This window comes from Aminobacter niigataensis (assembly GCF_014200015.1).
GTDB classification, from domain to species: Bacteria; Pseudomonadota; Alphaproteobacteria; order Rhizobiales; family Rhizobiaceae; genus Aminobacter; species Aminobacter niigataensis.
Genome location: NZ_JACHOT010000006.1, coordinates 293,109 through 314,208, shown reverse-complemented (window position 1 = coordinate 314,208; position 21,100 = coordinate 293,109). Strand labels below are relative to the sequence as shown.

Annotated in this window: 22 protein-coding genes; 16 read left to right on the top strand and 6 right to left on the bottom strand. The window is 63.2% G+C overall.

Annotated elements, in window-relative coordinates; genetic code table 11:
• Nucleotide 1 precedes the first annotated feature (1 nt).
• Together GGQ99_RS20610 and GGQ99_RS20605 are read left to right on the top strand one after the other, a co-directional pair.
• A complete protein-coding gene (locus GGQ99_RS20610; protein WP_246389677.1) occupies nt 2-3,061 on the top strand; it encodes a sarcosine oxidase subunit alpha family protein in 3,060 nt (1,019 codons plus the stop codon).
• The gene (locus tag GGQ99_RS20605; protein ID WP_183263989.1) at nt 3,054-3,686 is read left to right on the top strand and encodes a sarcosine oxidase subunit gamma family protein; all 633 of its coding nucleotides are present in this window, start codon (nt 3,054-3,056) and stop codon (nt 3,684-3,686) included. The genes GGQ99_RS20610 and GGQ99_RS20605 overlap by 8 nt, the downstream gene beginning before the upstream one ends.
• A gap of 154 nt (nt 3,687-3,840) precedes the next feature.
• Here GGQ99_RS20605 and GGQ99_RS20600 read toward each other — a convergent pair whose 3' ends face one another.
• The gene (locus tag GGQ99_RS20600; protein ID WP_108679493.1) at nt 3,841-4,221 is read right to left on the bottom strand and encodes a BRA0787 family protein; all 381 of its coding nucleotides are present in this window, start codon (nt 4,219-4,221) and stop codon (nt 3,841-3,843) included.
• Between the two features lie 374 nt (nt 4,222-4,595).
• Here GGQ99_RS20600 and GGQ99_RS20595 point away from each other — a divergent pair, with 374 nt between their 5' ends.
• The 3 genes from GGQ99_RS20595 to GGQ99_RS20585 all read left to right on the top strand — a co-directional run bounded on the left by GGQ99_RS20595 (nt 4,596) and on the right by GGQ99_RS20585 (nt 9,368).
• Nucleotides 4,596-7,289: a phosphoenolpyruvate carboxylase gene (locus tag GGQ99_RS20595; RefSeq protein WP_183263988.1), complete on the top strand. Its 2,694-nt coding sequence runs from the start codon at nt 4,596-4,598 to the stop codon at nt 7,287-7,289.
• A gap of 43 nt (nt 7,290-7,332) precedes the next feature.
• On the top strand, nt 7,333-8,637 hold the full coding sequence (glyA, locus tag GGQ99_RS20590; protein ID WP_183263987.1) for a serine hydroxymethyltransferase: 1,305 nt from the start codon (nt 7,333-7,335) through the stop codon (nt 8,635-8,637).
• Between the two features lie 83 nt (nt 8,638-8,720).
• Nucleotides 8,721-9,368, top strand: a complete 648-nt coding sequence (locus tag GGQ99_RS20585; RefSeq protein WP_183263986.1) for a LuxR C-terminal-related transcriptional regulator — start codon at nt 8,721-8,723, stop codon at nt 9,366-9,368.
• 33 nt (nt 9,369-9,401) lie between these two features.
• Here GGQ99_RS20585 and GGQ99_RS20580 read toward each other — a convergent pair whose 3' ends face one another.
• The 3 genes from GGQ99_RS20580 to GGQ99_RS26205 form a co-directional block, all read right to left on the bottom strand.
• The gene (locus tag GGQ99_RS20580) at nt 9,402-10,181 is read right to left on the bottom strand and encodes an anti-sigma factor family protein (protein WP_183263985.1); all 780 of its coding nucleotides are present in this window, start codon (nt 10,179-10,181) and stop codon (nt 9,402-9,404) included.
• On the bottom strand, nt 10,178-10,717 hold the full coding sequence (locus GGQ99_RS20575; RefSeq protein WP_183263984.1) for an RNA polymerase sigma factor: 540 nt from the start codon (nt 10,715-10,717) through the stop codon (nt 10,178-10,180). The genes GGQ99_RS20580 and GGQ99_RS20575 overlap by 4 nt, the downstream gene beginning before the upstream one ends.
• 175 nt (nt 10,718-10,892) lie before the next feature.
• Nucleotides 10,893-11,582: a hypothetical protein gene (locus GGQ99_RS26205; RefSeq protein ID WP_246389688.1), complete on the bottom strand. Its 690-nt coding sequence runs from the start codon at nt 11,580-11,582 to the stop codon at nt 10,893-10,895.
• On the opposite strand from GGQ99_RS26205, the gene GGQ99_RS26200 reads away from it, so the two are divergent.
• The 10 genes from GGQ99_RS26200 to GGQ99_RS20525 all read left to right on the top strand — a co-directional run bounded on the left by GGQ99_RS26200 (nt 11,535) and on the right by GGQ99_RS20525 (nt 18,801).
• Entirely contained in the window at nt 11,535-12,302 is a 768-nt protein-coding gene (locus GGQ99_RS26200; RefSeq protein ID WP_343061762.1) for a S8 family serine peptidase, read from the top strand. The two genes, GGQ99_RS26205 and GGQ99_RS26200, sit on opposite strands and share 48 nt — an antisense overlap.
• Before the next feature lie 463 nt (nt 12,303-12,765).
• Nucleotides 12,766-13,350 (top strand): DUF4956 domain-containing protein, encoded by a 585-nt coding sequence (locus GGQ99_RS20565; RefSeq protein ID WP_108610229.1) that lies wholly within the window; start codon nt 12,766-12,768, stop codon nt 13,348-13,350.
• Nucleotides 13,328-14,140 (top strand): polyphosphate polymerase domain-containing protein, encoded by an 813-nt coding sequence (locus tag GGQ99_RS20560; protein ID WP_183263983.1) that lies wholly within the window; start codon nt 13,328-13,330, stop codon nt 14,138-14,140. Before GGQ99_RS20565 ends, GGQ99_RS20560 begins: the two co-directional genes overlap by 23 nt.
• Before the next feature lie 11 nt (nt 14,141-14,151).
• Nucleotides 14,152-15,087 carry an esterase-like activity of phytase family protein gene (locus GGQ99_RS20555; RefSeq protein WP_183263982.1) on the top strand — a complete coding sequence of 312 codons (936 nt, stop codon included), beginning with the start codon at nt 14,152-14,154 and terminating at the stop codon, nt 15,085-15,087.
• Nucleotides 15,088-15,470: 383 nt separating this feature from the next.
• Nucleotides 15,471-15,788 carry a hypothetical protein gene (locus GGQ99_RS26400; protein ID WP_108610232.1) on the top strand — a complete coding sequence of 106 codons (318 nt, stop codon included), beginning with the start codon at nt 15,471-15,473 and terminating at the stop codon, nt 15,786-15,788.
• Between the two features lie 11 nt (nt 15,789-15,799).
• A complete protein-coding gene (locus GGQ99_RS20545; protein WP_183263981.1) occupies nt 15,800-16,180 on the top strand; it encodes a hypothetical protein in 381 nt (126 codons plus the stop codon).
• Between the two features lie 12 nt (nt 16,181-16,192).
• Complete coding sequence (locus GGQ99_RS20540; RefSeq protein ID WP_108610234.1) at nt 16,193-16,360, top strand: hypothetical protein; 168 nt, start codon at nt 16,193-16,195, stop codon at nt 16,358-16,360.
• A gap of 10 nt (nt 16,361-16,370) precedes the next feature.
• The gene (locus GGQ99_RS20535; RefSeq protein WP_108610235.1) at nt 16,371-17,768 is read left to right on the top strand and encodes an APC family permease; all 1,398 of its coding nucleotides are present in this window, start codon (nt 16,371-16,373) and stop codon (nt 17,766-17,768) included.
• A gap of 61 nt (nt 17,769-17,829) precedes the next feature.
• Nucleotides 17,830-18,528, top strand: a complete 699-nt coding sequence (locus tag GGQ99_RS20530) for a hypothetical protein (RefSeq protein WP_183263980.1) — start codon at nt 17,830-17,832, stop codon at nt 18,526-18,528.
• A gap of 9 nt (nt 18,529-18,537) precedes the next feature.
• Nucleotides 18,538-18,801 carry a hypothetical protein gene (locus GGQ99_RS20525; protein WP_108610237.1) on the top strand — a complete coding sequence of 88 codons (264 nt, stop codon included), beginning with the start codon at nt 18,538-18,540 and terminating at the stop codon, nt 18,799-18,801.
• A 1-nt stretch (nt 18,802) separates the two neighbouring features.
• Here the strand turns inward: GGQ99_RS20525 and GGQ99_RS20520 are convergent, their stop codons facing one another.
• Together GGQ99_RS20520 and hppD are read right to left on the bottom strand one after the other, a co-directional pair.
• Nucleotides 18,803-19,186, bottom strand: coding sequence for a hypothetical protein (locus tag GGQ99_RS20520; protein ID WP_183263979.1), 384 nt, complete (start codon nt 19,184-19,186; stop codon nt 18,803-18,805).
• Nucleotides 19,187-19,394: 208 nt separating this feature from the next.
• Entirely contained in the window at nt 19,395-20,504 is a 1,110-nt protein-coding gene (hppD, locus tag GGQ99_RS20515) for a 4-hydroxyphenylpyruvate dioxygenase (protein WP_183263978.1), read from the bottom strand.
• A gap of 125 nt (nt 20,505-20,629) precedes the next feature.
• Here hppD and GGQ99_RS20510 point away from each other — a divergent pair, with 125 nt between their 5' ends.
• The gene (locus tag GGQ99_RS20510) at nt 20,630-21,097 is read left to right on the top strand and encodes an Lrp/AsnC family transcriptional regulator (RefSeq protein ID WP_108610379.1); all 468 of its coding nucleotides are present in this window, start codon (nt 20,630-20,632) and stop codon (nt 21,095-21,097) included.
• The last annotated feature ends 3 nt before the right edge of the window (nt 21,098-21,100 follow it).

Genomic DNA, 21,100 nt, shown 5'->3' with positions numbered 1-21,100 from the left:
GATGTCGGGCTATTCCGGATCCGAACCGCTCGGCAGGACGGCCGCTGCCGAAGGCAGCACCAACGCGCGCAGCCAGGCTGCATCCGCCAGCCAGTCGCACCGGCTGCGCAGCGGTGGTCTGATCGATCGCCAGGCGCCGCTGCAGTTCTCCTTCGACGGCAAGACCATGACAGGCTTTGCCGGCGACACGCTGGCCTCGGCGCTCGTCGCCAACGGCGTCAAGCTGGTTGCCCGCTCATTCAAGTACCATCGTCCGCGCGGCATCATCACCGCTGGTTCGGAAGAGCCAAGCGCGCTGGTCGAGATGCGCACCGGCGCCCGCAAGGAGCCGAACACCCGCGCCACCACGCAGGAGCTCTATGACGGGCTGATCGCCCAGAGCCAGAACCGCTGGCCGTCGCTGCGTCGCGACTTCATGTCGATCAACCAGCTCTTCTCGCCGATCTTCGTCGCTGGGTTCTACTACAAGACCTTCATGTGGCCGGCGAAGTTCTGGGAGGCGATCTACGAGCCGATCATCCGCCGTGCCGCCGGTCTCGGCAAGAGCGCGGAACTGCCGGATCCCGATCACTACGACAAGGCCTGGGCGCATTGCGACGTGCTCGTCGTCGGTGCTGGGCCCACCGGTCTTTCGGCGGCTCTGGCCGCCGGCCGCGCCGGTTCGCGTGTCATCCTGGTCGAAGAAGACGTCCGTCTCGGCGGCCGCCTGCTCAGCGACGGTGGCGAGATCGACGGCATGCATGCCGAGGAGTGGGTGCGTCGTGCGACCGACGAACTCGCCGGGCTGCCCAACGTCCGCATCATGACCCGTACGGCGCTTTTCGGCGTCTATGACGGCGGCGTCCACGCCGCGCTCGAGCGCGTCAACGACCATGTTCCGGTGCCGGGTCCGCACCAGGTCCGCCAGCGGATTTGGCGCATCGTTGCCAAGCGTTCGGTTGTCACTGCCGGTGCCATCGAGCGGCCGATTGCGTTCCCGGGCAACGACCGTCCGGGCGTGATGATGGCGTCCGCCGTGCGCACCTACGTCCATCGCTTCGCCGCGATGCCGGGCAAGCGCGTCGCGCTGTTCACCAACAATGACGACGGCTGGCGCACTGTCGAGGCGATCCAGCAGGCCGGTGGCGATATCGCAGCGGTGATCGACCCGCGCGGCAAGGTGCCGGCGGAATACCAGGCACTGGCCGAACTCTCCGACCTGCGCGTGCTGGCTGGCGGCGTGTCCGACGTCAAGGGTGGCGTCGATGGCGTGCGTGGCCTGGTGGTTACTGCCGCCGACGGCAGGAAGCAGCAGATCGATGCCGACTGCCTGGCAGTGTCCGGTGGCTGGAACCCCAATGTGGGCTTGTCCTGTTTCCATCGCGGCAAGCCGGTCTGGCGTGACGATATCGCAGCCTTTGTCCCCGGCGATTGCCCGACGGGCATGGTCATGGCGGGTGCCGCCAATGGCGAATTCTCGCTTGGCGCTTGCCTGCGCGACGGCCATGCCGCCGGTGTGGCTGCGGCCGCCGATTGCGGCGCGTCGGGCAATGCCGGCGAAGCATCGGAAGCCGGCGACGAGGTCTACGCGATCTCGCCGCTCTGGCAGGTCAAGGCCAAGGGCAAGGCCTTCGTCGACTTCCAGCACGACGTCACTGCATCCGACGTGACGCTGGCGCAGCGCGAAGGCTTCGAGAGCGTCGAACATCTCAAGCGCTACACCACGCTTGGCATGGCGACCGACCAGGGCAAGACCTCCAACATCACCGGCCTTGCCATCATGGCCGATGCCACCGGCCGCACCATCTCGCAGACCGGCACGACGATCTATCGTCCGCCCTATGCACCGGTGGCGATCGGCGCACTCGCCGGCCATCACCGCGACGAGAACTTCCACGCCTGGCGCCTGACGCCGTCGCATCACTGGGCGGCTGCGCGCGGTGCTGTGTTCGTCGACACCGGGCTTTGGAAGCGCGCTCAATGGTATCCGCAGCCGGGCGAGAAGGACTGGATCGAATCGGTCTCCCGCGAAGTGCTCGCCGTGCGCAACGGCGTCGGCTTCTGCGACGTTTCCACGCTCGGCAAGGTCGACGTGCGCGGTGCCGACGCTGGCACCTTCCTCGATCGCGTCTACATCAATGCCTTCTCGTCGCTTGCCGTCGGCAAGGCGCGTTACGGCCTGATGCTGCGCGAGGACGGCATCGTCATGGACGACGGCACGACCTCGCGTCTTGCTGAAGACCATTACTTCCTGACCACGACCACGGCCAAGGCCGGTCCGGTCATGGCGCATCTCGAATTCTGCCGCCAGGTGCTCTGGCCGGAGCTCGACGTGCAGCTGTCGTCGGCGTCCGACCAGTGGGCACAGTTCTCGATCGCCGGGCCGAACACCCGCAAGCTTCTGCAGGCGCTGGTCGATCCGTCGGAAGACATGAGCAACGAAGGCTTCCCGTTCATGGGGGCCCGAGAGGTCAAGCTGCGCGGTGGCGTCACCGCCCGCCTGTTCCGCATCTCGTTCTCGGGTGAAATCGCCTTCGAAATCTCGGTGCCGGCGCGCTACGGCGCGGCGATGGCCGAGAACCTGATGATCGCCGGCAAGCCCTATGGCGTGACGCCTTACGGCACCGAGGCGCTTGGCGTCATGCGTATCGAGAAGGGCCACGTTGCCGGTCCCGAGCTCAACGGCATGACGACGGCCGACGACCTCGGCCTCGGCAAGATGATGTCGAAGAAGAAGGACTTCATCGGCCGCGTCATGGCTGGACGCGAGGCGCTGACCGCACCCGACCGCCAGGTCGTCGTCGGCATCAAGCCGCTCGACCGTGCACGCCGGCTGCGCTCAGGCGCGCATGTCATCCCCAAGGGCGGCATCCCGGGTCCTGCGACTGACCAGGGTTACGTCACCTCGGTCTGCTTCTCGCCGATGATGGAACAGTGGATCGGCCTCGGCCTGGTCGAACGCGGCCGCGAACGTATCGGCGAAATCGTCCGCATCCACGATCCGCTGCGGAGCGAGGACTACGAAGCCGAGATCTGCAATCCTGTCTTCTATGATCCAGAAGGAGCGCGCCAGCGTGGTTGATTATCTCTGGAACACCCAGTCGCCGCTCCAGAAGGCGCTCGTCGCCGGTCGCCATGGCGTGGCCGGTGCACAGGCAGGCGTGACGCTTGTCGAGGTTCGCGATCTCGTGCTGGTCCAGGTCATGGCCCGGCGCGGCAAGGCTGCCGACACGGCCAAGGCGGCAAAAAAGCTGTTCGGCGTCGATGCGCCGAACACGCCGAAGGCCGTCGCAGGCAAGTCCGCGACGCTCGTCTGGTCGGGACCCGACCAGTTCACGGTGTTGGCGCCACGGACGGACGAGAGCTCGCAGATCGACGCCATGAGCCAGGCCTTCTCAGGCGCGGCCTCGCTTTCCGATCAGTCGGACGGCCGCTGCCTGATCCGGGTTTCAGGCCCGCGCGGCCGCGATGCCATCGCCAAGTTCTCGTCGCTCGACCTGCATGATGCCGCCTTTCCGGTTGGCACTGCCGCGAATACGTCGGTCGACCACACGGCGGTCAATTGCTGGCGCGAGGCGAACGGTGCCGACGGCCATCCGGTCTACAGCATGCTGGTTTTCACCAGCTTCGCCGACAGCCTGTGGCATGCCATCGTGGATTCTTCGCTGGAATATGGCGTCGACACGTCGAGGACTCGCGCGGCCTGAACGCGCGTCAGCAGCGCCAGACAAACGAAAGCCCCGGAGCGGTCCGGGGCTTTTTCGTTGGCGATCACGGTTGAGGCAAAAATCAAAAGGTCAAAAATACGACTGCCGCCACGGCATGCGTGGCGGCCAGGGGGCTAATAAGCTCGGTCGTCGCTCAGGCGTCGACGCAGGCCTTGTGCAGCTGGGCCAGCGATGCCGTCGGGCGCAGCAACGATAGGGTCAGGAGCTCGACGCAGAGCGGCATCACCAGCTTGGCACCGTCGGCATAGAGCGAACCGCCCGACGCGCGGAACGAACCCTTGTCGATGATGGTCTCGAGAACATCGCGCGTCCTGAGCGGCAACAGGTCGGTGCAGGTGCTCATCCGGGCGAAGATATGGCTGATCGGGACGTTGAAGCCGTCGACCGGTACGAGAGGTTCCTCGTTTCCTTCCTTCCATTCCTCGAGCGCTTCGAGCGCGTCATGGAAGGCGTTCTGAACGGTGATGGGCGCGTGGCCCTCATAGAGTTCCGGCAGCACTTTCTGCATGGGCATGTTCCTCTTCAAGCTCTGTTGGATCGTGCTGCGGCAACGCGGAATCGGGTATTGGACCTCACTGTAATGTGCCTCCCATACTTGCCTTATATGCAACATATTTGCACATGAGTTAAATCTCGTCCACTGCAAATCGCACTGGACCAATCCTCTGGAAACTCAAGAATTTCTGCCCCGGGCGGTAGTCGGATTTGAGTTTTGCGATCATCGTTCGGCCAGTATCGGCACCACCCGAACGAATAGGAAATCTACCCGTCCGGGCGTTTTCAAAGAGACGGAAAACCGATCTGCTCGGCATCAGGAAAACTGCATTTCCCGGATGGCCGGCTCTACGAACCGGTGTCCCGGAGCAACACGAGATGAATGGGTGTCGCTTGGAGGAGAGCAAACCACTCAGCTTTCGTGAGGACGTCCGCAGCCTGCTGTTCAGGGTGCTTTTGGCCGTCGTCAGCGAACGCGAGCCCGATATGGCGGAGGTTCTTACCGGCCGCGTGAGCCTCGATGCGCTCGAAAGCGGGCAACGCATTGCCGCGCTGCAGGCCACAGGCATGTGGTTCCAGCTCGTTGCCATTGCCAACGAGCTTCTGGCCATGCGCTCTCGCCGAGAGCTGGAGCAGATGGGCGGTGCCGACGAAGTCATCGGCTCCTTCGCCAATGTCGTGGGCGAGATCGCCGCCGCCGGCTACCCGGCTGAGGACATCCAGGCTACCCTCGACGCGCTCAGCGTCGGGCCGACCATGACGGCGCATCCGACGGAGGCCAAGCGGGTCACCGTCCTCGAAATCCACCGCCGCATCTACCGCAAGCTGACCGAACTCGAGCAGCAGCGCTGGGCGCCGCGCGAGCGCGAACAGCTGATCGACGACCTCAAGAGCGAGATCGAACTGCTGTGGATGTCGGGCGAACTGCGGCTCGAACGGCCTTCGGTCGAGCGCGAGATCGCCTGGGGCCTGCACTTCTTCCGTGAAGTGATCTTCGAGGCGACGCCCAAGCTCTATGACAGCGTCGAGGAAGCGCTGGCCCGCCACTACCCCGAATACGATCTCAAGGTGCCGTCCTTCATGCGGTACGCCTCGTGGATCGGCGGCGACCGCGACGGCAATCCGAACGTCACGGCCAAGACCACGGCCTATGCGCTCAACGAGTGCCGTCAGGCGATCGTTGGCTGGTATATCAGCCAGGTGCGCAAGCTGGTCACCGTGCTCAGCATCAGCGCCAATGTCGTCGACATCCCGGAAGCCTTTACCAAGGCACTGGGCCATGCCCTGCATCGCAGCGGCAATGCCTCGGAGATCGTGGCACGCAATCCCGACGAACCCTTGCGCCAGTTCGCAGCCGCGATGCTCGATCGCCTTGAGGCGATGCGCGGGGAGGCGTCGGCCAAGCCCTATACCCGTTCCGATGCCTTCAAGACTGACTTGCGCGAGTTGGAAAACGTGCTCGGCCAGCTTGGCGGCAAGCTCATCGCCCGGCGCTTCGTGCGGCCGGTGCGCCAGCAGGTCGAAACCTTCGGCTTCCGCACGGTTTCGCTGGACATCAGGCAGAACTCCACCGTCGTCAATCGTGTACTGAGCGAGTTGTTCAAGCACGCCGATCCGGAGACGGCGCCTGCTCCCGACACACCGCAATGGACGGCACGTATCCGGGCGGCACTGAATTGCGGCGAACAGCTTGAAGTCGACCGGCTGGCGCTGTCGGAAGAAGCACAAGAGCTTCTCGACCTGTATGACGTCATCCGCAAGGCTTCGGCCGGGCTGAACGGCGGTGCGGTCGGGGCCTTCATCCTGTCGATGACGCGGTCGAGCGACGATCTCCTGGCGGTCTATCTGCTGGCGCAGTATTCCGGCATGGCGACGGCATCCGACGGTAGCGGAACCATTGCGCTCAGGGTCGTGCCGCTGTTCGAAACGATTGCCGACCTGCGCGCCGCGCCCGAGATCCTCGACCAGTTGTTCGGTGTGTCCATCGTCCGCCGCTCGGTGCGGGATTTCGGCAACGCTCAGGAAGTGATGCTTGGTTACTCCGACTCCAACAAGGACGGCGGTTTCCTCGCCTCCAACTGGGAGCTGAACAAGGCACAGCGGCGGATCACGGCGCTCGCCATCAAGCGCAAGGTCAAGATCAGCTTCTTCCACGGCCGTGGTGGCTCGGTCAGCCGTGGCGGCGCGCCAACGGGAAGGGCGATCGCTGCCCAGCCCGCCGGCACCATTGGCGGCGCGATGCGCGTCACCGAGCAGGGCGAGGTCGTGTCGTCGAAGTTCGCCAACCGCGGCACCGGCCTCTACCAGCTCGAGATCCTGGCGGCGAGCGTGTTTGCCCACACCGTCAAGTCGCCGAACGAGCCGGAGCTCAAGGACATTCCCGAATTCAGCGAGGCGCTGGAAGCACTGACCGGCATGTCGCAGGCGTCTTATTCGGGCCTGATCAACGAGCCGGGCTTTATTGACTACTTCCACCAGGCTAGCCCGGTTGAAGAACTGTCGCTGCTCAAGATCGGCTCGCGCCCGGCGCGCCGTTTCGGCGCGAGGGACATTTCCGACCTGCGCGCCATCCCATGGGTTTTCGCCTGGAGCCAGAACCGGCACCTGCTGACCAACTGGTACGGCATCGGCAGCGCGCTCAATTCCTTCGTCAACGTGCGCGGCGACGCTGGCCTGGAACTGCTCAGGCAGATGTTCGAACGCTCACGCTTCTTCCGCCTCGTCGTCGACGAGGTGGACAAGGGCCTCTACCAGTCCGACATGGATATCGGCTACCTCTATGCCGGGCTGGTGCAGGACCGCGAGGTCGGCGAGCGCATCTACCGCAAGATCTCGGCCGAATACGCGCTGACGCGGCGGATGATCTCCGAGGTCAATGGCGGGCTCAAGCTTTCCGAACGCTTCCCCGCCTTCAAGCGGCATTTCGACCGCATCCGCCCGCAGATGGACTCGATCCACCGGCTGCAGGTGCAGCTGCTGCGCGAGGTGCGCGCCCAGGACGGCGCCACCGCCAAGCCCAAGCGCGCCGTCAACGCACTTCTACTTTCGATCAATTGCATTTCCGCCGGCCTCGGCTGGACCGGATGACCACATTTTCTGGCGCCGTAGGGCGCCGCAAGGGAGGAGCCTCATGAATATTCCAACCAGACCCGGCATCGGTAGCGCCCGCCACTTCTTCCGCACCGGCGTCGCCCAGGCGGACCCCGCCGTCAGCGATGCGATGGATCGCGAGTTGCAGCGCCAGCGCGACGAGATCGAGCTGATCGCTTCGGAAAACATCGTCTCCAAGGCGGTGCTCGAGGCACAGGGCTCGGTGCTGACCAACAAATACGCCGAGGGCTATCCCGGCCGTCGCTATTATGGCGGCTGCGCCTATGTCGACGAGATCGAGGATCTGGCGCGCGAGCGCGCCAAGACGATGTTCAACTGCAGCTTCGCCAACGTGCAGCCGAACTCAGGCAGCCAGGCCAACCAGGCAGTGTTCATGGCGCTGATGCAGCCGGGCGACACCTATCTCGGCCTGAACCTTGCTGCGGGCGGCCATCTCACTCACGGTGCGCCGGTCAACCAATCGGGCAAGTGGTTCAACCCCGTCTCTTACGGCGTGAAGCCCGATACGCACCGCATCGACATGGACGAGGTGCGCGATCTCGCCAAGAAGCACCAGCCCAAGGTCATCCTGGCCGGCGGCTCGGCCTATCCGCGCATCATCGACTTCAAGGCGTTCCGTGAGATCGCCGACGAGGTCGGCGCCAAGCTGTTCGTCGACATGGCCCACTTCGCGGGCCTGGTCGCCGGCGGCGTCCACCCCAACCCGCTCGAACATGCCCATGTCGTGACCACCACCACGCACAAGACCCTGCGCGGTCCGCGCGGCGGCATGGTGCTGTCCAACGACGAAGAGATCGGCAAGAAGATCAATTCGGCTGTCTTCCCAGGCCTGCAGGGCGGTCCGCTGATGCATGTCATCGCCGCCAAGGCGGTTGCCTTCGGCGAGGCGCTGACGCCCGACTTCAAGGTCTATGCCGCGAACGTCGTCTCCAACGCCAAAGTGTTGGCCGAGACCCTGCAGGAAGGTGGCGTCGACATCGTCTCGGGCGGTACCGACACGCATCTCATGCTTGTCGACCTGCGGCGCAAGAACCTCACCGGCAAGGCGGTGGAAGCGTCCCTCGGGCGGGCCCACATCACCTGCAACAAGAACGGCATCCCGTTTGATCCGCAGGGTCCGATGGTCACTTCGGGCGTCCGGTTGGGCACGCCAGCCTGCACGACCCGCGGCTTCCTTGCCGAGGAGTTCCGCCAGGTCGGCCGCATGACCATGGCTGTCATTGATGGCCTTGCGGCCAATGGCGAGGCCGGCAACGCCAAGATCGAAGCCGCCGTTCGCGAAGAAACCCACGATCTGGTCGGTCGATTCCGAATCTACGACTGATTCCTGTCGCTGGAGAGCGGGCATGCCTTGGCAAATTCGATTGGAATGCGCCAAGGCATGATGCCGATGTCGATGGCGGGCCAATGGCGCAACAAAAAAAGCTGAGTGTCCTGGTTGCCGAGCGCAACCCGCTGGTGATCGCCGCGTTGCGCGACATGATCAGCCGCGACGAGCGCTTCGATTTTGTCGAAGGCGTCCAGAGCGGTGAGGCCTTCATCAAGGCGGTGGCTGGATCGCAGCCCTTGTTCGACGTCGCCATCGTCGCCTGGAAGCTGTCCGACATGGATGCCAGCGAGGTGCTGATCGAGCTTCAGCGCCGGCAATTGACGGCGCGCCTGGTCATTTTCTCCAACGACCATGACATCGGCATCCTCAAGCAATGCGTACGGCTGGGCGCGCAGGGCTTCTGCTACCAGTTCGACGATCCCTGCATCCTGTTCGACACGCTTCTGGCAGTCGCGAACGGCCGTATCTGCATCCCGTACGTCGATGTCGCCAAGATCAACGAGACGCCGCTGTCGCGCCTGACCACCCGCGAGCTCGAACTGCTCGGCGTCTTGTCCGACGGCTGGACCAATCTGCAGATCGCGACGCGGACCGGAATCTCGGAAAACACGGTCAAGTACCACCTGAAAAATCTCTACGACAAGCTGGGCGTGCGCAACCGCGCGATGGCGGTCGCGCTCTACGCCAGCGAGCGCAAGCGCGGTCCGCAGCCGATCCCGCGATAGAGGATACCAGCTATACGTCGGTGACTGTCGTGGTCATTGCGGTAGAGCCAGGGCCTTCTTCTCTTCCGCCTCCGACAGCGGGGCTCCCGCATTGATCGTCGTCAGGTAGGAATCGACTGCCTCCGTGGCACCGGCCGGAACATAATCTTCTTCCGCCGCCTGGGCCGCCACTGCCAGCCGGACGTCCCAGCCCTGTTCCGGGCGGCAGGCGATCGACACGATGGCAGATCTTGACGCGCGGTGAAGCTCGAACTCGCGGCACAATGTGCCGCTCGCGTCACGGAAGCTGGAAACGAGTTTCAGCGTGGCATCGCCGGCCACGACATCGGTGCCTGAGGGCGCCGTTTCGAGCGCCTTGACGATTGCGGTGTCGCCGATCGTCGTCATGGCCAGGTTGCCGGAGGCCGGCGCGCCTGCCTGGCCGGCGAGGTAGCCGCCAGCGCCGAAGACCACAGCCGCCAGCGATGCCGCCAGCGGCACCGCCCAGGTCGAACGAACCGGGCGCGTGTCGCGCGGCGGAAAGGCGACGACGTTGTTCGTCGCCACCTGCGGGGCTGAAGGTTCAGTGGCTAGTTCTCGCGCCTCGTCGATCATCTTTTGGACCGACCGTGTCAGCGCTTCTGGAACCGGCTCCTCAATCAGCGGCTTGAGCGCGGATGCTGCTAGTGCGCGGCTTTCGATGAAAGCGGCGACCCGGGCAACGAGATCGTCGTCCGTCTCCATGGCGGCCTCGATGGTTGCCGTCGTCTCGGCGTCGAGTTCGCCGTCGGCAAATGCCATCAAGGTTTCGTCGTCGAATTCGCGCCTGCTCATTTGTTTCCACCTTTTTCGGGTGAACGGTCGGTCCCGGAGTTTATTCCAGCCGCGTCGGCAAGATTCTTGCGAGCGCGGGAGAGCCTGCTCATGACGGTGCCGATCGGAATGGACAATATCTCCGCCGCCTCCTTGTACGAAAGGTCCTCGACGCAGACGAGCAGCAGCACCTCCCGCTGATCGTCCGGCAACTGGTCGATTGCCAGGGCGACGCTTTTCAGGGTCAGCCGGGCTTCGGCGTCGCGCTCGCCACTTGAACCGGTAATGTCGGGGGTGTCGTCGATGTCTTGTTGCGGTCCCGCCGTCTTGGCGCGACGAACGTGGTCGATCCACAGGTTGCGCAGGATGCGGAACATCCAGGCGTCGAATCTGGTGCCGGGCTCGAATCGGTCCTGGCTGGCCAGAGCGCGCTCGCACGCTGCCTGCACGAGGTCGTCGGCGAGATCGCGCGATCGGCACAGCGAAATGGCGAACCGGCGCAAATTGGGAAGGAAAGCAATCAGGCGGTCGCTGACCTGAACCTCGTCACCCCTCATGCGGTCGTACCTATCGCTTCCCACGGAATAAAACGGACACTGGCCCGTTGCTCCCAAAATGCACAATTGCATTCGAAATGATATGGTATGCCGACACACTTATGTGGATCGCTAACATTTGCCGCGAGTGTGTCGTGATGCCGGGAAAGGACGAACCATGCTTCTGAAAACGCCATCAGCTTCGCTTGCGGTTGCCTTTGTGCTGGCGTTGGCCGGCGGAAGTGTTGGCGTGCCTTTCGTGGCGCCGAATTACGGAGGGCTGTTCGGTATCGGAGTTGCACTGGCCGACGACGACGACGGTGGCAGTGACAGTAGCGATGATAGCGATAGCAGCGACGACAGTGACAGCAGCGACGATAGCGATACCAGTGATCCCGATGATGGCGACGACGATGATATCGATGGCGATGGCGTAGCGGACGACCGCAGGGGCGGGGATCGGTCGAATCGTGCCAGCAGGCGTGCTGCCCTTGCTGCGCGGGTGGTTCAGGTCGATCGCCAGGCACCTCGGCAGATCGTAGCACTTGGCCTCGACGATGCAGCGATAGCCGAGCTTACCGCGACCGGATACTCGGTTCGAGATCGCAGGACGGTTTCGATAGCCGGCGCCGATATGGTGAGATTGGCAATTCCGCGTGGCGTGACGCTTGAAGCGGCGCGCGCGCGCGTGGCCGGTGCTGCGCCCGCTGCCGCGGTGGACCTCAACCACTTTTATCGGCCAGATGGCGCCCATGCCGAACCGTGCGGTGCAGACAATTGCCTCGCGCGCAATGTCGTCGGCTGGCCCGAGGGTGCCGCGATGCCTGGCCGATGCGCCGTGCCGACGCGGATCGGCCTCATCGATACGGCCATCAATTCCGGCCATCTGGCTTTCGTAGGCGCCAAGGTCGAGGCGATCCGCCTGGAGGCTGGCAATCTGCCTGACTCAGGACGCCAGCATGGCACCGCCGTGGCCGCACTGCTTGTCGGCTCGGCTGAAAGCCGCACGCCCGGCCTGGTGCCCGGAAGCGAACTTATTGCGGTGGATGCCTTCCATCGCGGCGCGGGCAATGATGATCGCTCGGCGGTCTATGACCTTGTCCGCGCGATCGACCTGCTGGCGGCTCGTGGCGTGAAGGTGATCAACATGAGCCTGACCGGCCCTCCCAACCTGCTGCTCAAGCAGGCGATAGAGAGGGCTGCCGCACGTGGCATCGTGCTGGTGGCGGCGGCTGGCAATGATGGACCGCGCGCAGCACCGCTCTATCCTGGAGGTTACGACGGCGTGATTGCGGTGACGGCGATTGACCGGAGCAAGAACCCCTACCGCCGCGCCGGCGCCGGCGACCATGTCGACATCGCTGCGCCGGGCGTTCAGGTGTGGACCGCCGCTTCGATCAAGGGCGCCCAATCGAAGACGGGCACCTCTTTTGCGGCACCGTTTGTAACTGCGGCGGCTGCAATGATGCTGGCTGCAAATCCTGAATTGAAGGCAGCCGATGTCGAAGGGCTGCTGCAGCAGTCGGCCGAGGATCTGGGCAAGCCGGGCAAGGATCCGGTTTTTGGCTGGGGGCTGCTGAACGCTCGTGCCATCTGCGGGACTTGAAGCGGACCGACCACCTTTCTCCATCTGAGCAGCCGAAAAAAGGAAGCCGCTGCGGGCCCGCAGCGGCTTTTTCTTTTGCCGTGGATATTGTTCTTTGGCGGCTCAAGTGAGCAATGTCCAAGCGTTGCATTAGCGAAAATCAGAATAATCCAGGGCTGTCCGTTCTGAAGCCGGCGTCATTCATGAAATTGTCATCGGACATTCATGGGTGCGGAAATTCAAATCATAACGCATTGTTTTATATAGTCATTTTCAGTCTTCCTGATCGCATGAAAAAAATCGCCTGCGGCGGAATAGAGTCTGTTTACGTCCGTTCTTCCTGACGTCGCCGCCATCGCGGCGGAAAAGTCAGGAGATCGAATATGCCATTCCTCTATTCCCCAGCGCCCCTGGGCTGCTTGTCATCGGGTCCACGCGCCTCGACCTGCCCAAGCCTACAAGTCTGTGTCCAGGGGAGGTCGAAATGACACCGCAGGTACTGCAGAACCTCTTCGTCATGGAATTCGTGCGCTTTGCCGTGGATGTTGCCGGCATGTCGATCCTGCTGTTCGGCATGTACTACCGGCGCTATCGCGACAAGGAACTCGTCACCGCCGCGGCGCTTTTCAACATCTTCGTTTTCGCGGTCCTCACCGTGCTCTCGGTGGTCGATTTCGGCGTGGCAGCCGGTTTCGGACTGTTTGCGATCCTGGCGCTTTTCACGCTTCGGTCGGAACCGCTCAGCAAGACGGAGATGACCTATTTCTTCGGCAGCGTCGCCATCGCGGTAATTTCATCCGTGCAGGGAACCACGATACCTTTCGCGGCCGCGACCGTGCTGTTCGTGCTGATCGGCGCCTATGTCATCGACCACCCGAAGATGCTGCAATCCGTCAGCGGCACCAAGGTTTCGCTCGACAAGATCCATCTGGCGCTGCTGTCGGATCCGGTGGCGATGCGCGCGGAACTGTCCGCGCGGCTCGGCGTCGACGTGCTGTCCTACCAGGTCCTCCAGCTCGACTACATCACCGAAATGGCGAAGCTCAATGTCCATTATCGCAAGCACTGACACCTGGCTGGAGCGCGGTTTCCTGCCCATCAGCCTTTCCCAGCTGAACGGCAAAGCCGCCATGCTCGAGCGGCTGGACAACAAATACGTCGTCGACGCCACAGTGCTGAAGCACGCCGCCGGCGACCTGGCACAGGCTTTCGACATGCTGGAAATCGACGGGCTGCGGGCTTTCACCTACGAGACCTGCTACTTCGACGATGCAGACCGTCGCAGCTATTTCGACCATCATCAGGGCAGGCGCCAGCGTGCCAAGGTCAGGGTGCGCCGCTACGCCGAGGCTGGCCTGTGCTTCCTCGAAGTCAAGCTGAAGGACAAGCGCGGCATCACCGTCAAGAAGCGCCTCGACCGGGACCTGTCGAAGTTCGGCGTTCTGGACGATGCGGCCATCGCCTACATCGACGATGTGTATCGAGCCCAGTACGGCCAGCCGTTTCCGCACCAGCTGTCCCGCGTCATCGACATGCGCTACCGGCGCATGACGCTGGTCGCCAAGCAAGGCGGCGAGCGCATGACGATCGATTGCGGCCTGCAGTTCTTCACCCCGGACGCGCAGCACACGGTCGACGATGGCCTGTTCATCGTCGAGACGAAATCGGCCAACGGCAATGGCGTCGCCGACGCCATACTGAGGGCGCTGCATCAGCATCCGACGAAACGATGCTCGAAATATTGCGTCGGCACCGCGCTGCTCAATCCAGGCACCAAGCACAACAAATTCCTGCCGGCCTTGCGCAAGCTTGGCGGCTTCCCGAGCCGCGGGGCACAGCCCCTGGCTACCCAACAATAGGAGAGAATGAGATGACCAACAAAATCATACCCGCGCTGCTTCTATGCACCTCGGTCCTTGCACCCGTATCCTTTGCAGCGGCACAGTCGCCCACTTTCGCGCTGACCTTGCTCGACAGCAAAGCCGGCCCGGCCAGCGGTCCGAACGGCCACAATGTCAACGAGCTGTCCGGCCTTGCCTGGGATGCGGATGACAAGCTGCTCTATGCGGTTTCGGACGACGGCGTGCTGCATCACTTCCGCGTCGAAATCAAAGACAACAAGATCGCCAGCATGGAACCGGTGTTTTCGGTGCAACTCGCTACCGGAATGACGCCCGCCCTCGTCAACGCCGAAGGGCTCGCCGTGGTCAATGGCGAGAATGGCGTGCCATCCGACGGCGAACTCCTCGTCGCGTTCGAGGATGGCCCCGCGATCCATCGGTTCAAGCGGGACGGCACGCCGATCGAAGCCGTGACGCTGCCGGGCACCTTGTCGGATGTTGCACAATACAACGAACCGAACAGCCGGCTGGAAGCGGTGGCCGCCACGAGCGACCGCGGCATCGTGACGGCTCCGGAGGAGGCGATGCAGGGCCAGCCCGGCGACACGCACACGATCTACGGCCTGGATGGCGGACGCTGGACGTTCCCGACCTTCCAGCCGAAGCGAAGCAATCTGAAAGCCATCGAGACGATGCCCGGTGGCCAGTTGCTGGTGCTCGAACGCACGCGCGAAACCAAGGGAGGTCCCAGCATCGGCCGGCTGCGCGTCGTCGACCCGCAGGCCTGCGCTGCCGAGACATGCACGGCCACGGAACTGGATGCGGGGGCCAGCACGCTGCTGAACGACAATTTCGAAGGCATGGCCCGTCTCACCGACGAGCTCTATCTGGCTGTGACCGACAAGACCAAGAAGGAAACGCCGTCGACGCAGTTTGTCCTGTTTTCGGTCAGCAAGCCGGACTGACGCCGCGGCGGCGAAGTCACTTGATCAATGGACCGACCCGGCAGGCATATTGTTGCCTGCCGAAAATCATGAGTAACGCCGTTCCGGTGCCGCTCGGTTCGCGACTCCCGATGTCGCTAACAAGTCAAAATGACGCTTTGGCAGCCAAAAACGCCGTGTACGAGCCCTTCACCCAGGGCTTCGGGCCTGTCCCGCAAAATTTCCGACATCCTGCCAGATCGGTAAAAGTCAATCTATTCAACGTTGTTCTGCCTTGGCCCAACGTTGTGGTGCGGCATGTGCGCGCGGCTTCGCTTGACAGCAATTTAAGTTTGTCTGACATTCCTCTGGGGAAATTAATTTCCCGCACAATGAAGCCGAAAACGGCCAGGAGGAGGAGGAGAATGGAAGCGACATTAGCCCATCGAAGCGGAGATGCGACGCTTGAGCAGCGCATCGACAAGATGCACAGGCGCGATCGAGCGGGCCTCGTGATTTTTGTTGTGGTGCTGTGGTGCACCATGTTGTTCGCGCTGTTCAGCGTCTGGTCCTACATCTCGCTGCCCGCCATCCGCGTGATCCTTTCGATCGCCTGCGCGCTGGTGCTGACGTTCAACACGGCGGCCATCGTCGCCATGCTGCGCCACTACGTCGAAGACAAACACTTCATCTATGGCCTTGACCTCAAGCATCTCGACGAGATGCGGCGTCGCCGGGGCTGAGGAAACGCACAATGGCTTACAAACCTCCAAAGCAGGGCCTCGCGGGCCAGATTTTTGACGTCTTGACTTTGCTCGTGCTCACCATCGGCGCGCTCTACATTCCGCTCTACCTGGGCCTCGCCGGCGCCGCCAAGGTGCCGAACCCGATCGCCAACCCGACCTGGGAAGCGCTTGGCCAGAACGCCACCGAGCAGCAGCAATGGGCAGCACTCGGCATCACCGATCCGGCAGCCGCCAACGACATCATCACCGCTCGTTTCGACTACAGCTTCAGCTGGGTCGCGCTGATCGTCATGGCCGTGCTGGTCATCGGCTACTTCGTCATGGTCGTGCGGCTGTCCGACAAGGAATATCGCGAAGTCATCGAAGAACGCTTCGGCAAGAAGCGATAGGGAGAGGCCACAATGGATACCTGGAACATCCTGGAATACGTGGCCTGGGCACTCTCAGCCATGTTCGGCGTGCTGATGCTCATCGACCTCATCCGCATCGACACCACCTACGACAACGAACTGCTGATCTCTTCTCGCGAAGGCGAGATCGAGGCGACGGCAGAACGCCACGAGATCTGAGGGGACGACGATGGCAAATGTAACTTCAACGGCGGCGGAGCCTGAACGGCTTCAGCTGCTGCGCGTCCTCGGTCCGGCCCATATCTGGGCGCTCGGCGTCGGCATCGTGCTCGTCGGCGAATATATGGGCTGGAACTTCTCGGTCGGCAAAGGCGGCATGATCGCCGGGCTCGTCGCTTGCTGGGTTGCCGGCCTGCTCTATACCTGCGTCGCCATGATCGACTCCGAAGTGACCTCGACGGTCGCTGCGGCCGGCGGCCAGTATGCCCAGGCCAAGCACATCGTCGGCCCACTGATGGCCTTCAATGTCGGCCTGTTCCTGGTCATGGCCTACACCATGCTCGAGGCTGCCAATGCGATCACTGTCGGCTTCCTGCTCGACACGGTTGCGGGCATGCAAGGGCATTCCGGGCTCAACCAGCAACCCTTCATCATCCTCGCCATCATGTTCCTGGCGTGGCTCAACTATCGCGGCGTGCTGGCGACGCTGACCTTCAACCTGGTCATCACCGCAATCGCCTTCCTGGCGATTATCACGCTGTTCATCTCCGTGCAGTTCGGCGCGTCCAACGTGCCGCTCGACTTCTCGGCGGTCACCACCGATCCGCTGCCTTATGGCTGGGTCGGCATCGTCGCGGCGCTGCATTTCGGCCTCTGGTACTATCTCGGGATCGAGGGTACCTGCCAGGCGGCCGAGGAAGTGCGCTCGCCGGCACGTTCGCTGCCCTACGGCACCATGGCCGGCATCATGACGCTGCTGATCGCGGCGACCATGACCTGGTATGTTTGCTCGGGCCTGGTGCCGTGGGAATATCTCGGCCAGGCCGGCACTCCGCTGTTCGATGCCGCTCGCGTCACCGGCAGCACCGGGCTGATGATCCTGCTGTTCGTCGGCACCACCTTCGCCACGCTGGCGTCGGCCAATGGCTGCATCAACGACGCCTCGCGCGCCTGGTTCTCGATGGGCCGCGACCGCTACCTGCCGAGCTGGTTCGGTGCCGTGCATCCGGTCTACCGGACGCCTTACCGCGCCATCGTCTTCCTGGTTCCGATCGCGCTCATCTTCGCGCTCGGCGCACCGCTCGACCAGGTCGTGACCTTCTCGATCCTGTCGGGTCTGCTCGGATACACCTTCATGACCTTCAACATGGTGATGTTCCGCAACAAGTGGCCGCTCGACACGATCAAGCGCGGCTATGTGCATCCGTTCCATCCGCTGCCGACGATCGTCCTGCTGATCCTGTGCTCGACCGCCTATTTCGCCGTCTTCCTCGGCTATGGCACGCAGCTCAGCGCGATGATGTGCTTCTACATCGTGGCATCGCTCTGGTTCCATTTCCGGCGCTACCAGTTCGTGCGCCGCGGCGACCAGTTCACCATGCCCTGGCCGAAGCCGGTCGGTTACTGACCCTCCAAGGAGTGGCGGCGCGGACCTCGCGCCGCCATTTTCGCAACAAGGCGGCCCCCCAATGCTCACCACCATTGCCCTATCAGTCTTCGCCGCGGTTTCTTGCGGCTGGATGGGCGTGTGCGCTGTTCGCGACCATCGCGCGGCACTGGCCGAGCGCAAGAGCCTGCTCGACGACGCGGCGAGGCTGTTTGCCAGCTCCCGCATCACTTTCGGGCCCGACCATTTTCCTGTTGTGGTGGGCCGGCTCGACGACGGCAGGCAGGCCAAGATCGAACTCATTGCCGACACCATGGTCACGCGCCGGCTTCCCCAGCTCTGGCTCAGGGTCACGCTCAGCGAACATCGCACGAGCCAGCGGCCGACCATCGGAGCGCTGGCCCGTCCGACCGGCGCCGAATATTATTCGCTCGTCCACGACATGACGGACTGGATGACGCCTCCCGAGACGGAGGCTTCGCTGCTGATGCGCGGCGACGGCCGCGCGACCGCCTGGCAGGCCGAGCGGGTCTCGGCGCTGTTCCAAAATCTGTTTGCCGATCCAACGGTCAAGGAAGCCGTCATCACCCCGGGCGGCACACGCATCATAAGGCAAGCCGCGCAAGGCGACCCTGGCGCACATAAAGTGCTGCGGCAGGCGCGCTTTCCGCTAACATCGATCCCAGCCGAACTCGTGCGGGTCGCCCTTGCCGAGGCCGAGGCGCTGAGCGCCGTACTCGCCGAAGACGAGCACGCAGTTCCGGCCTGCGAAGCAGCCTGAGGAAAATCGATGGCCAAGCCGATCAATCCCTATCTCGTGCTCGCCCTGGCGATCGTCCTGCCAGGCGCCGGCCACGTCGCGGTGCGAGATCCCAAGCGAGGGCTCGCCTTCGCATTCTTCGTCGTCCTGTTTGCGGTGATTTCCTACGCCACCACGACGCCCGAGACGTCGTTCATCGGCCGTCATGCCGGCGGCCTGTTCGTCTGGGCGCTGTCGATCCCCGATGCCTATCGCCGCGCGCGCCTGCTCAGCGTCATGGCGCCCAAGGCCTGACTTATCGGCCCGCCATCCGGCAATCGCGGCGCTCAGCCAGTGCGTCGAGGCTGCCGGCGTTGGGGCAGAAATCCCGATAGGATCTTTCGAACTCTCCCGTGGAAAGCCGGTCGCTGCAGAGGCGTCGTACCGAGCACATCATGCAGGTCCGGCGCATGTCGCGGTTCCATACCGGGTAGCGGTTCTCGAAGGCCTCTGCATCGATGCCCCTGGATTTGACAGCCTCGGGCAGGAGGATCTTCGAAGCGAAGGCAACACGCATGGCCTGCCTGAAATCCGACTGCGATAGCCCGCACTCCGCGAGCATGCGTTCGCCGTCATTGCCGAGCTGGCTGATTTCCTGCAGCGCGGCACTGCGCTGGCGCCAGTCCTTGTAAAGGAGCACGGCTGAGCGCCAAAGTTCGTAAGCTTGCGGTATCCCACTCATTTTCTGCAACCTCCCGATACGTGAGGAGACCCTCACCCTGCGCAACTGTGGCAGGCCGGGCGGCGGCATTCCTTGTGCTGGATCAAACTGGCGATCAAAAACGAAAAAGGGGCGGATTGCTCTGCGAGCAATCCGCCCCAACAGAGGCCCTGCGTGAAATTGCCTGTCAGGCGGCGGTCTGCGAGATCACGCCGCGACGGATCTGGTCTTCCTCGATGGATTCGAACAGCGCGCGGAAGTTGCCTTCGCCGAAGCCCTCGTCGCCCTTGCGCTGGATGAACTCGAAGAAGATCGGCCCGATCACGGTCTTGGAGAAGATCTGCAGCAGGATCTTGGTCGTGCCGCCGTCGACCACGCCTTCGCCGTCGATCAGGATGCCGTGCTTCTTCATGCGTTCGATCGGCTCGTCATGGCCGTGGACGCGGTTGCGCGACTTCTCGTAGTAGGTGTCGGGCGGGCCGGGCATGAACTTCAGGCCCTTTTCGGCGATCCTGTCGGTGGCGGCATAGATGTCGTCGCTGCCCACCGCGATGTGCTGGATGCCTTCGCCCTTGTACTTCCTCAGATATTCCTCGATCTGGCTGGTGTCGTCCTTGGACTCGTTCAGCGGGATGCGGATCTTGCCGCAGGGCGAGGTGATGGCGCGGCTGACGAGGCCGGTGATGCGGCCGTCGATGTTGAAGAAATGGATCTGCTTGAAGCCGAACAACTCGCGGTAGAAGTCCCACCACTTGTCCATGTTGCCGCGATAGACATTGTGGGTCAGGTGGTCGAGGAAATAGAAGCCGACGCCCTCCGGCTTCGGATCGGCCTCACCGAGCCAGTCGAATTCCGCCGCATAGGCCGAGCCCTTGGCGCCATATTTGTCGACGAAATAGAGCAGCGAGCCGCCGATGCCGACGATGGCCGGCACGTCGAGCGCCTTGTCATTGCCGGTGTAGGGCACAGCACCCTTCGACACCGCGTGGTTGAAGGCGTGCTTGGCATCGATCACGCGCCAGGCCATCGAGGCAGCACACGGGCCGTGCTCGTCGACGAAGCGCATGGCGTGGCTGCCGGGCTCGGCATTGACGATGTAGTTGATGTCGCCCTGGCGCCAGACGGTGATCTTTTTCGCCTTGTGACGGGCGACCGGCTGATAGCCCATGCGGGTGAAAAGCTCTTCCAGCTTCTCCGGCTCGGGATGGGCGAATTCGACGAACTCGAAGCCGTCGGTGCCGGCAGGGTTGTCGGCGCTGATCTTGGCAGGCGGCGCGTCGTGCGGAAACGGACCCATGGAAACTCCTCCTCGGAAACTGAGTGACGCATATTGTGCTCCCGTTTCGATGCAATGTGCTTGCATTCTGGCGCTCTATGGGCCGATCTATGCGCGAAACACGCATGAAATGGGAGAAACATGCAATGGCTGACGGCCTCGACCAGTTCGACCTCAAGATCCTGCGCGAACTGCAGCGCGATGGCCGGCTGACCAATAACGAGCTTTCGGAAAAGATCGCGCTGTCGGCGTCGCAGTGCTCACGCCGCCGTGCTCGGCTGGAGGCCGACGGCTTCATCCGCGGCTACCAGGCCATGCTGGACCGCGAGAAGCTGGGGCTGGATTTGCTGGTGGTGGTGGCTGTGACGCTGGCGACCCATAACCGAGACAACGCGCGGCGCTTCGCGCAACTGGTCAACGATCTGCCGGAAGTGCTGGAGGCCTATTCGCTGACCGGCGAGATGGACTACCACCTGCAGGTAGTGGTTCGCGGGCTTTCCGACCTGTCGCGCTTCGTCAACGAGGTGCTGTTGCCGCATGACGCGGTCCAGCACGTCAAGACGTCGATCGTGCTCACGACATTGAAGAGCTTCGGCGGGCTGCCGATCGGGTAAATC